This window comes from Streptomyces sp. (assembly GCF_031181705.1).
GTDB lineage: Bacteria > Actinomycetota > Actinomycetes > Streptomycetales > Streptomycetaceae > Streptomyces.
This window is the reverse complement of the sequence record NZ_JAPSKN010000171.1, coordinates 1-10,765: the sequence shown is the minus strand read 5'-3', so window position 1 is coordinate 10,765 and position 10,765 is coordinate 1. Positions and strand designations below refer to the sequence as shown.

The window sequence follows — 10,765 nt, the reverse complement described above, 5'->3', positions numbered from 1 at the left end:
ACCGGAACCCAACACAAGATGTATGCTCATGCTCGCTGTCGCCGCAGGGGAATCCGGTGCGAATCCGGAACTGTCCCGCAACGGTGTACCCGTGCCCATAAAGGCGCATGGGCGTCAGTCCGAGGACCTGCCGACAGTGCACCCGGCCATCCGGCCGGTGTGCCTGACGTCCGGGCCTCGCGGAATGGGCCGGTGGACGCGACGCCGCGTGCGCTCGTGTGCTCCCCCCTGCCCTCGACGAGGCCCCGTGCCGAGCGAGGGAGAGCCCCACGTGACCATCGCGCCAGCAGATCCGGTCTCAGCCGCCGAACAAGCCGCCGAAGCGCACGACGCTCCCGGTGCCGCGCTGTTGCGGACCCTGACCGAACTGACCGCCGACCTCCCCGACGCCGACCCGGGCCGGGTCGCCGCCGCCGCCCTGCGCGGCCGGTCCGCGCGGGCGGACGAGACGGAGTTGCGCGAGCTGGCGACGGAGGCGGCCGCCGGTCTCATCGCCGAGGACCCCGCCTACTCCCGGCTGGCCGCCCGGCTGCTGACCCTCACCATCCGTGCCGAGGCCGCCTCCCAGGGCGTCACGTCCTTCACGGAATCGGTCGCCGTGGGCCACCGCGAGGGGCTCATCGCCGACCGGACCGCCGGCTTCGTCCGGCTGCACGCCGCCCGGCTCGACGCCCTGATCGACACCGCCGCCGACGACCGCTTCGGCTACTTCGGCCTGCGCACGCTGCACAGCCGCTACCTGCTGCGGCACCCGATCACCCGCAAGGTGATCGAGACCCCCCAGCACTTCATGCTGCGCGTGGCGAGCGGCCTCGCCGAGGACGACACCCCACGGGCCGTCGACGAAGTCGCCGCTCTCTACCGGCTGATGAGCCGCCTCGACTACCTCCCCTCCTCCCCCACGCTCTTCAACTCCGGCACCCGGCACCCCCAGATGTCGTCCTGCTACCTCCTGGACTCCCCCAGGGACGAGCTGGACTCCATCTACGACCGCTACCACCAGGTCGCCCGCCTGTCGAAGCACGCCGGCGGCATCGGCATCGCCTACTCCCGCGTCCGCGCCCGGGGTTCGCTGATCCGCGGCACCAACGGCCACTCCAACGGCATCGTGCCGTTCCTGAAGACCCTCGACGCCTCGGTCGCCGCCGTGAACCAGGGCGGCCGCCGCAAGGGCGCCGCCGCGGTCTACCTGGAGACGTGGCACTCCGACATCGAGGAGTTCCTGGAACTGCGGGACAACACCGGTGAGGACGCCCGCCGTACGCACAACCTGAACCTCGCGCACTGGGTCCCGGACGAGTTCATGCGGCGGGTGAACGCCGACGCGCCGTGGTCGCTGTTCTCCCCCGCGGACGTGCCCGAGCTGGTGGACCTGTGGGGCGAGGAGTTCGACGCCGCCTACCGGGCCGCCGAGGCGAAGGGCCTGGCGAGGAAGACGCTGCCCGCGCGCGAGCTGTACGGCCGGATGATGCGCACCCTCGCGCAGACCGGCAACGGCTGGATGACCTTCAAGGACGCCGCCAACCGCACCGCCAACCAGACCGCCGAGCCGGGCCACGTCGTCCACTCCTCCAACCTCTGCACGGAGATCCTGGAGGTCACCAGCGACGGGGAGACGGCCGTCTGCAACCTGGGCTCGGTCAACCTCGGTGCCTTCGTGAGCGACGGGGACATCGACTGGGAGCGGCTGGACGCGACCGTCCGCACGGCCGTGACGTTCCTCGACCGGGTCGTCGACATCAACTTCTACCCGACCGAGCAGGCGGGCCGCTCCAACGCCCGCTGGCGCCCGGTCGGCCTGGGCGCCATGGGCCTGCAGGACGTCTTCTTCCAGCTGCGCCTGCCCTTCGACTCGCCCGAGGCGAAGGCCCTGTCCACCCGCATCGCCGAGCGCATCATGCTCGCCGCCTACGAGGCCTCCGCCGATCTCGCGGAGCGGAGCGGCCCGCTGCCGGCCTGGGAGAAGACCCGTACGGCCAGGGGTGTGCTGCACCCCGACCACTACGACGTGGAACCGACCTGGCCGGAGCGCTGGGCGGCCCTGCGCGAGCGGATCGCCACGACCGGCCTGCGCAACGCGCTGCTCCTGGCCATCGCGCCCACGGCCACCATCGCCTCCATCGCGGGCGTCTACGAGTGCATCGAGCCGCAGGTGTCCAACCTGTTCAAGCGCGAGACGCTGTCGGGTGAGTTCCTCCAGGTCAACTCCTATCTGGTGGACGAGCTGAAGCGGCTCGGCGTGTGGGACGCCCGCAGCCGCGAGGCGCTGCGCGAGGCGGGCGGCTCGGTGCAGGGCTTCGCCTGGATCCCCGAGGACGTCCGCGCGCTCTACCGCACGGCGTGGGAGATTCCGCAGCGCGGCCTGATCGACATGGCGGCGGCCAGGACCCCGTTCCTGGACCAGTCCCAGTCCCTGAACCTCTTCCTGGAGACGCCGACCATCGGGAAGCTCTCCTCGATGTACGCCTACGCCTGGAAGTCCGGGCTGAAGACCACGTACTACCTGCGCTCGCGCCCGGCGACCCGGATCGCCCGCGCCGCCCAGGCCACCGTCCCCGCGCAGGCCGCCCCGGACCCCGACGCGGTCGCCTGCTCCCTGGAAAACCCCGAGTCCTGCGAGGCCTGCCAGTAATGCCCAGCAACCAGAATCTCCTCGACCCCGGCTTCGAGCTGACCCTGCGCCCCATGCGCTACCCGGACTTCTACGAGCGCTACCGGGACGCCATCAAGAACACCTGGACCGTGGAGGAGGTCGACCTCCACTCGGACGTCGCCGACCTCGCCAAGCTCTCCGCCGCGGAGCAGCACCTGATCGGCCGGCTGGTGGCCTTCTTCGCGACGGGCGACTCGATCGTCGCGAACAACCTGGTGCTGACGCTGTACAAGCACATCAACTCCCCGGAGGCGCGGCTGTACCTGAGCCGCCAGCTCTTCGAGGAGGCCGTGCACGTGCAGTTCTACCTGACGCTGCTCGACACCTACCTGCCCGATCCGGAGGACCGGGCGGCGGCCTTCGCGGCGGTGGAGAACATCCCGTCCATCCGCGAGAAGGCGGAGTTCTGCTTCAGGTGGATGGACTCGGTCGAGAAGCTGGACCGGCTGGAGTCACAGGCGGACCGCCGCCGCTTCCTGCTCAACCTGATCTGCTTCGCGGCGTGCATCGAGGGCCTGTTCTTCTACGGCGCCTTCGCCTACGTCTACTGGTTCCGCAGCCGCGGCCTGCTGCACGGCCTGGCGACCGGCACCAACTGGGTGTTCCGCGACGAGACCATGCACATGTCGTTCGCGTTCGACGTGGTCGACACCGTCCGCAAGGAGGAGCCGGAGCTCTTCGACGAGCGGCTCCGGCAGGAGGTGACGGACATGCTCCGCGAGGCCGTCGAGGCCGAGCTGCAGTTCGCGCGCGACCTGTGCGGTGACGGCCTCCCGGGCATGAACACCGAGTCGATGCGGCAGTACCTGGAGTGCGTCGCCGACCAGCGGCTGACCCGCCTGGGCTTCGCTCCGGTGTACGGCTCCGAGAACCCCTTCTCCTTCATGGAGCTCCAGGGGGTTCAGGAGCTGACCAACTTCTTCGAGCGGCGGCCCTCCGCGTACCAGGTGGCGGTGGAGGGCACCGTCGACCTGGACGAGGACTTCTGAGCCGGCGCGTTCTCGCGGGCCTCCTGGGCCTCCCGGATCTGCCGGTCGATGCGCCGGTCGCGCACGATGCCGAGCACGGACGGGAGGACCAGGAGGACCAGCGTCCCGAGTACGAAGACCATGGCGATGAGTGTCTGAGTCTGGTTCGTGTCCATGGACACCACTGTCGCGCCGAATGGTCCTTACCGTCAGTGGCAGTACTGCCGTAGACCCTCGAATTACTGCCAACGGTGCGGCACACTGGACGCATGCTGCAGAACGTGGCCGTCGCCCTGCTCGACGGTGTGACCCCCTTCGAACTCGGCGTGGTGTGCGAGGTCTTCGGCACCGACCGCAGTGACGACGGCCTGCCGGTGTACGACTTCGCCGTGGCCTCGGCCGAGGGCCCGGCCCTGCGCATGGCCTCGGGCCTGTCGCTGCAGGTCGAGCACGGCCTGGAGCGGCTGGAGACGGCCGACCTCATCGCCGTCCCGGCCGGGGACGGCTACTCCACGCGCACCTTCCCGCCGGAGCTGCTGGACGCCCTGCGCCACGCCGTGGACCGCGGCGCCCGGGTGCTCAGCGTCTGCTCCGGCGTCTTCGTGCTGGCCGCGGCCGGGCTGCTGGACGACCGGCGCTGCGCGGTGCACTGGAAGCACGCGCGGGACCTGGCCCTGCGCTACCCCCGGGTGGCCGTCGAGCCGGACGTGCTCTACGTCGACGAGGACCCGGTGATCACCTCCGCGGGCACCGCCGCCGGCATCGACGCCTGCCTCCACCTGGTCCGCAAGGAGCAGGGCTCCGAGGTCGCCAACAAGATCGCCCGGCGGATGGTGGTGCCGCCGCACCGCGACGGCGGCCAGGCCCAGTACATCGAGCGCCCGCTGCCGCACTCCGAGGCCGACACGATCGGCGAGGTGCTGGCGTGGATGGAGCGCCACCTCGACGAGGAGGTGACCGTCGAGCAGCTCGCCGCCCACGCCCACATGTCCCCGCGCACGTTCGCCCGCCGCTTCCAGCAGGAGACGGGTACGACTCCCTACCGCTGGGTGCTGCGCCAGCGGGTACTGCTGGCCCAGCGGCTGCTGGAGGCGACGGACGAGACGATGGACGCGATCGCCGGCCGGACGGGGTTCGGCAACGCGGCCACGCTGCGCCACCACTTCGTCCGGGCGGTCGGGACCACGCCGAACGCCTACCGGCGCACGTTCAGGGGCACCGAGGCGGCCTGAGGTCGGGAACCGTCACCTCGCCACCGGCCGCACCCGCAGGTCGTGCGGCCGCAGCGTGATGCCGACGCGTGTGCTGTCGTTCGAGCCCGCCACCTGCTCGAAGCGGTACCTGGTGGCCAGCGCCGCCGTGATCAGCGTCAGCTGCGCCATCGAGAAGTGGTCGCTCGGGCACTTGCGGTTGCCCGTGCTGAACGGGCTCATCGCGTGCTTCGGGATCGCCTTGACCCGCTCCGGCAGCCAGCGGTCCGGATCGAACTCCAGGTTCCGCTCGTACGACTTCGCGTCGCGCTGGATGGCGTACGGACTGTAGACGATGTCCGCTCCGGCCGGAATGCGGTATCCACCGAGTTCCGTGTCCCGCACCGCCCGGCGCGTCAGAATCCACACCGCCGGACTCAAACGCATGGACTCGACCACGACATTGTTGGTGTGCCTGAGCTCTCGGACGTCGGCGAATGCCACCGGCCTCCCACCGGTGACGGCTTGCACTTCGTCATGCACCCGGTCGGCGTGTTCAGGGTGTTCCGCGAGCATATGCAAGAGCCACATGATCGTGGATGCCACGGTTTCGCTGCCCGGGGTGAGGATCGCTACGACCTGATCGTGGATCTCCTGTTCCCCGATGGGGTCGCCATTCTCGTCCTTCGCCTCCAGCAATGCCGTCAGCAAATCGTCCGGCTTTTGACCGCTTGCGCGGCGCTCGGCGACGATCTCGTCGACCAGGAGATGCAAATCGGCCAGGGCCCGGTTGAATTGGCGGTTGGCCGGGAGCGGGAGGTTGTAGAGCGGTCCGAGCGGGACCACCATCCGCCGGTACATCCCGCGGAAGACGGTGGCAAGGGCGACGCACAGCCGCTCCGCCCGCTCGTCCATGAAGTCGCCGCGCAGCAGGCAGCGGGCCGCGATGCGCACGGCCACCCGGAAGGACTCGGAGGTGCAGTCCACCGTCTCGCCGGTCTTCCAGCGCTCGGTGAGCGCGTGTGCCTCCTCCTCCATGACCGGCCCGTAGGCGGGGATGGCGTCGAGCCGGAAGGCGGGCTGGATGGTGCGCCGCTGGCGGCGGTGGCGCGGGCCGTTGGCCGTGGCCACGCCCTCCTTGCCGAGCAGGCCCTCCAGGGACTCCCACAGCGGTCCGGCGATGATGAAGTCGTTGCTCAGCGCCAGCGCGCCCGTGAGGGCCGGGGTGGTCACGGCGTGGACGGTCTTGGGACCGAGCTTCAGGCGGACCACCTCGCCGTGGTCGCGCAGCCGGGACATGAACGCCAGCGGGTCGCGCGCCAGCTTCCAGCCGTGCCCGAGGACGGGGACGGCGCCGCCGGCCCGGGGCGGCTCGCGCAGTTCCGTGGCCCGGGGGGCTTCAGGCTTCACAGACTCGACGGTCATTTCTCACCTGCCGCTTCGTTGTTGACGTACGGGGGCGTGGACCGGTCGTCCCAGCTGTCGACCATGTACCGGCCGGACTCGTGGTGGAACCAGTAGACGGAACTGAACCAGTTCCGCATATCGCTCAGGCAGACGCGCACGGCGGCGCTCAGTTCCTTTCCGCGCACGGTGCCGTCGGCGAGGTCGTCGGCGAACCGCAATGCCTCCTGCTCGACGTCGAGGAATTCGGTGACGCATTCCTCGACCCGGCGCCGGACCTCCATCACCGCCTGTTCCAGCGTCAGCCCCTCATGGGTGATGAGACTGATTCCGAGATTGTGCACCTCGTCGCCCGCTATCTCCTTCGGAAGCGAGCAGAGGTCGTTGTACCAGGCGGCGAATTCCTGGCTGAGCAGCGCCGCCCGCCGATAGGCCGGGTGTTTCCGCACGGTGTCGGGGAGTTCGCACCCGGCGGCCGGCTCCAGCAGGTCCGTCCATATCCAGTGGGCGAAGGTGAGCCGGCGCAGCCGGAGGTATTCCTCGACCGTCGGCACGATGCCGTGCGTGCGATTGTGGAACTCCCGGTCGTAGGCCTCGATCACCTCGTGGAAGTGCCGGGCGAACCGGAGGTTCCACGTCTGCGGCAGGAACCCGTACAGCCGCAGCACGCTGTCCGCGAACCCGGCGACCAGTGGGTCCTCGTGGTGCAGGTGCTCCCCGGGGGAGTCGAGCGCGGTGTGCAACAGGTCCCGCAGATTCCGCCAGGCGAGCGGGCGCCCGTGCACGATGTCGCGGTCGTGCCGGTCGTCCCAGACGAAGAACCAGGCGCTGTAGTCCGCGATGGCCTGCATCACCTCGTCGGGGGCGCCGATGTAGTACCCGGCCATGAGGTCCGTGTAGCACAGGCCGTCGGCATATTCCGCCACCTTCTCGGCGGGCATGAGCCGCTTTTCGAGCAGCCATGCCCGCGTCTTCTCCTGGCACTTCGGCCAATACGGGTGGAGTCGCCGGGGAAACGCCGCCTCGATCACAGGGAGGGAGAGCGACGGTGGAACTGCGATGGTGGTCGGTGTCGATGTGGTGCCGTGTGACAAAGCATGCACGAACTAACCCCTCTCAGCCGCCGGTTGGCGCGGGCGCCCCTCCCTTCGTGCCGGGCGTGCGCCGTTGCATACCCCGCTCACCCCATTCAGCCCTACAACTGACCGTTCTGGGAACGTATTTGCTTCATTCACTACCTCACAGTGCCGGGATCCTCCCGTCGTGTGACTGGTGCGGGATCACCAGGAGAGCGGAAGCGATCGAACGTGCGACGGACAGGCGAACGACACAGGCGAACGGCGCCTGTTCAGGGTGAGGAACCCGAACAGGCGCCGTTCGCCTGGTGCGTCCGAGGTGTCAGTCGTTGGCCACCACGGGGTAGCGGGGCTCGTTCTCGGCCATCTGCCGCAGCGCGTCCTTGCGCTCACGCTTGGAGAGCCGGTCGATGTACAGGTAGCCGTAGAGGTGGTCGGTCTCGTGCTGCAAACACCGAGCGAAGTATCCGGTGCCGCGCACCTTGATCGGATTGCCGCGCTCGTCCTGTCCGGTCACCTCGGCGTAGTCCGGCCGGGCGAGCGGCGCGTACGCGGTCGGCACCGACAGGCAGCCCTCGTTGCTGTCGTCCAGCCGGCGCTTGTCGGCGGGCAGTTCGACGAGCTTGGGGTTGCAGACGACACCGGTGTGCCGGACGCCCTCGTCGTCGGGGCAGTCGTAGACGAAGACCTTCGCGTCGACGCCGATCTGGTTGGCGGCCAGGCCCACGCCCTCGGCGGTGCGCTGGCTGGCGAACATGTCCGCGACGAGCTGCTGCAGCTCCTCGCCGAAGTCGGTGACGTCCTTGCACTCCTTGTGCAGCACCGGGTTCCCGACCACCGTGATCGGCCGCGAGGTCCCCCGCTCCCGCCAGGCCGCCTCGCGCTCCTCGCAGTCCTCCGTGTCGATCACGTACCCCTCGTCATCGACGGGGAGCACGCCCGCGTGCTGCTGATCGGTGTCCTGCTGAGCCATGACGTTACGTACGCCTTCCTGAACAGTTCCAAGGGATGCTGATACAGGGTACGCGGGTGAAACGCCCTGCTTCAGGGCGCGGGGAACCGGCGAACCACCGACGCGGCCGCACCCGGCGACGGCGCTAGCACACCTCTTCCAGATCCCGCCAATCCCGGGAATCCGGACTGTCGGCCACCCAACCGTCCAGCAACCCCCGGACCAGCGAAGCCGGCGCGGCCAACCCGCACTCCCGCTCCGGCACCCACAGCTGCCCGTCCGTCCGGTGCCCCAGCGGCCCGGGATGCCCCGGCTCGCTGTGGTCGTGCGGATCCAGGTGCTCCCCGTCGCCCTCGTCCGACGGCATCCGCGACTCCGAGCACATCCGGCACAGCAGCCGCACCGAGGAGGACCAGTCCTCCGCGGCGAACCCCGCGTCCGCGGCCAGTTGCTCCAGCGCGTCCCGGTCGGCCTCCGTCGCCGCCTCCAGCAGCACCACCCAGGTCGGCACCGGGGACGGCGCCCACAGCTCGATCTCGTCGAACACCGGGTAGGCGTGCCCCGCGGCCGTGGTCCGCTCCCCGTGCGGCACGCCGTCGTGCAGGACGACCTCGCCCCAGCGCCGCCCCGACGACGGCAGCGGAATGGACAGCACCTCGATCCGCGCGGGATCCAGCCGCCGCCCCCACACGACCTCCGCCTCGCCCTCCGGGGAGAGCCGTACGGCCGCGCTGCCGAGGTCCATGCCGACGGGCTCGCCCGAGTCGTTCGCGGCGCCCGGTACCCGTAGCCCGTAGGCCTGCCAGGCACGGCGGGCCAGCGGCCAGTCCTGGAGGGCGGTGGCGGCGATGCCGACGTTCCACCAGTCGGGCGCGCCGGAGTCCCGGTCGAGCAGGGCCACCGCCCGCAGGCCGGCGGCCCGGGCCTGCTCCCAGTCGTGCCGGAACTTGTGCAGCAGGGCGAGGTTGAACCAGGACTCGGACAGCCAGGGCTCCAGATCGGCGGCACGTGTCAGCAGCGCGCCCGCGTCCTCGTACCGGCCGTCGCCGATGAGGGTGAATGCCCGGTCCGTGGCCTGCCGCCAGGAGGCGGAGGGCCGGTGCCGTCCCTTGCCGAAGATCCTCACGATTCCCGCCTGCCAGTTCCGTGCTGTGGGCTGGCCGTAGCTGTGTTTCGAGCCCCCGGACACCTTCTCCTTCGCATCCAACCACGTACGGCCTCGGGGGCGCTCATTACCCATGGGTTACCCAGCCACGGGCAGCGTCAGACTGCTCCTTGCCAGTACCCGGGCCAGTGATTCCACCACTTCCGGCGCGTACTCCCCGGCGGTGGCGAGCCGGAGTTCCTCCAGCGCCGTCAGCGGCCCGCCCGGGCCGCCTTCCCGGGACTTCTCCTCGTACGCGTTCACGGCCCGCACGATCCGGGCCGCGAGCGGCTGCTCCGCGTACGGGTCCGCCTGCCGCTCCACGACCACGGCGACGGCCCCGTCGACCCCCGTCTGCCGGACCACGGCCCCGCCGAGCAGCGCGATCCGGCGCTGCTCGGCGGCGGGCAGGGCGGCGGTGGCGCCCGCCGGCACGGGGTCGACGAGGCTCAGCTGGCCGATGTCGTGCATCAGCGCCGCGTACTCCAGCACGGCCAGCTCGGGCTCGGTCAGGCCCAGGTCGCGCCCGACGGCCAGACTGAGCGCGGCGACCCGGCGGGCGTGCCCGGCCGGGGTGTACCCGGCGACCTCGGTGGCCCGCGCGAGGGAGGCGATGGTCTGCCGGTAGGTCGCCCGGACGGCGGCGTAGCGGCGGAACGACATCTGGGCGAGCAGCAGCGGCACGGAGAAGACGGGCAGCGCCCACAACCCCACGACGGCCACCGCCAGCGCCATCACCGCCCCGGTGGCGATGACGGCGGAGCCGATGCCGCGTACGGCCCGCAACTCGTCCCGCAGCACCGGCCCGAACGGCCAGCCGGTCCGCGAGTGCGCGAGGGCGGCGGCGAGCACCGCGTCGCACAGCGCGGTCAGGGACAGCAGCGCGAGCAGCAGCAGCGCGTAGGCGGGCCCGCCCCAGTCGTCGAACATGCCGCGGTTGTACGGGGGCTGGAAGCACACGGCGACGAACCCGACGGTGAGCACGCGGCGGGCGAGGTGGTCGAGCGTGGGCCCCTGCCCGCGGGCGACGTGCGGCACGCTGCCGAGCAGCGAGGCGGCCAGCACGACGGCCACGACCTGGGCGGGACCGTGGTGCGTGGCCCGCCCGCCGGCCTCCCCGAGCAGCCCGTACGACAGGGCCGCCGCGGCCCCGAGCGGTGCCGGCTCCCTGACCTCGGCGTCGTTGCGCCGGGCGAACTCGCCGACGGTGACGAGGACGCCGAAGGCGAGGGCGACCCGGCGTTCCTCCAGCCCGCCGTAGAGGGTGACGGCGAGGGAGCCGGCGGCGAGGACGGCGGCACAGGCGTGGACGAGGGTCAGGAGCGGGGGCGGCCGGTGGCCGTTCATCGGCGCGACCTCGGCTGCCCGCCGACGGGCG

The 10,765-nt window shown here is 70.8% G+C and carries 9 protein-coding genes and 1 riboswitch; of the genes, 3 read left to right on the top strand and 6 right to left on the bottom strand.

Annotated elements, in window-relative coordinates; all coding sequences use genetic code 11:
• The first annotated feature begins 5 nt into the window (after window positions 1-5).
• Window positions 6-150, top strand: a riboswitch (cobalamin riboswitch).
• 121 nt (window positions 151-271) lie between these two features.
• Entirely contained in the window at window positions 272-2,632 is a 2,361-nt protein-coding gene (locus RIN80_RS24080) for a ribonucleoside-diphosphate reductase subunit alpha (RefSeq protein ID WP_309097736.1), read from the top strand.
• Complete coding sequence (locus RIN80_RS24075) at window positions 2,632-3,642, top strand: ribonucleotide-diphosphate reductase subunit beta (protein WP_309097735.1); 1,011 nt, start codon at window positions 2,632-2,634, stop codon at window positions 3,640-3,642. The genes RIN80_RS24080 and RIN80_RS24075 overlap by 1 nt, the downstream gene beginning before the upstream one ends.
• On the opposite strand, the gene RIN80_RS24070 is transcribed toward RIN80_RS24075, so the two are convergent.
• Window positions 3,555-3,797 carry a hypothetical protein gene (locus RIN80_RS24070; RefSeq protein ID WP_309097734.1) on the bottom strand — a complete coding sequence of 81 codons (243 nt, stop codon included), beginning with the start codon at window positions 3,795-3,797 and terminating at the stop codon, window positions 3,555-3,557. The genes RIN80_RS24075 and RIN80_RS24070 overlap by 88 nt on opposite strands.
• Before the next feature lie 93 nt (window positions 3,798-3,890).
• On the opposite strand from RIN80_RS24070, the gene RIN80_RS24065 reads away from it, so the two are divergent.
• On the top strand, window positions 3,891-4,853 hold the full coding sequence (locus RIN80_RS24065) for a helix-turn-helix domain-containing protein (protein WP_309097733.1): 963 nt from the start codon (window positions 3,891-3,893) through the stop codon (window positions 4,851-4,853).
• A gap of 12 nt (window positions 4,854-4,865) precedes the next feature.
• Here the strand turns inward: RIN80_RS24065 and RIN80_RS24060 are convergent, their stop codons facing one another.
• From RIN80_RS24060 to RIN80_RS24040, 5 genes are all read right to left on the bottom strand, one after another.
• A complete protein-coding gene (locus tag RIN80_RS24060) occupies window positions 4,866-6,236 on the bottom strand; it encodes a cytochrome P450 (RefSeq protein WP_309097732.1) in 1,371 nt (456 codons plus the stop codon).
• Complete coding sequence (gene cyc1, locus RIN80_RS24055) at window positions 6,233-7,318, bottom strand: epi-isozizaene synthase (protein ID WP_309097731.1); 1,086 nt, start codon at window positions 7,316-7,318, stop codon at window positions 6,233-6,235. Before cyc1 ends, RIN80_RS24060 begins: the two co-directional genes overlap by 4 nt.
• 295 nt (window positions 7,319-7,613) lie before the next feature.
• On the bottom strand, window positions 7,614-8,264 hold the full coding sequence (def, locus tag RIN80_RS24050; RefSeq protein WP_309097730.1) for a peptide deformylase: 651 nt from the start codon (window positions 8,262-8,264) through the stop codon (window positions 7,614-7,616).
• Between the two features lie 124 nt (window positions 8,265-8,388).
• Complete coding sequence (locus RIN80_RS24045; protein ID WP_309097729.1) at window positions 8,389-9,369, bottom strand: hypothetical protein; 981 nt, start codon at window positions 9,367-9,369, stop codon at window positions 8,389-8,391.
• A 117-nt stretch (window positions 9,370-9,486) separates the two neighbouring features.
• Complete coding sequence (locus tag RIN80_RS24040; protein WP_309097737.1) at window positions 9,487-10,734, bottom strand: HD domain-containing protein; 1,248 nt, start codon at window positions 10,732-10,734, stop codon at window positions 9,487-9,489.
• Between the last annotated feature and the right edge of the window lie 31 nt (window positions 10,735-10,765).

Coding starts and splice junctions, on each gene's coding strand:
- RIN80_RS24060 (WP_309097732.1), bottom strand. CDS start 6,236: ATGACCGTCGAGTCTGTGAAGCCTGAAGCCCCCCGGGCCACGGAACTG.
- RIN80_RS24075 (WP_309097735.1), top strand. CDS start 2,632: ATGCCCAGCAACCAGAATCTCCTCGACCCCGGCTTCGAGCTGACCCTG.
- RIN80_RS24070 (WP_309097734.1), bottom strand. CDS start 3,797: ATGGACACGAACCAGACTCAGACACTCATCGCCATGGTCTTCGTACTC.
- RIN80_RS24065 (WP_309097733.1), top strand. CDS start 3,891: ATGCTGCAGAACGTGGCCGTCGCCCTGCTCGACGGTGTGACCCCCTTC.
- def (WP_309097730.1), bottom strand. CDS start 8,264: ATGGCTCAGCAGGACACCGATCAGCAGCACGCGGGCGTGCTCCCCGTC.
- RIN80_RS24040 (WP_309097737.1), bottom strand. CDS start 10,734: ATGAACGGCCACCGGCCGCCCCCGCTCCTGACCCTCGTCCACGCCTGT.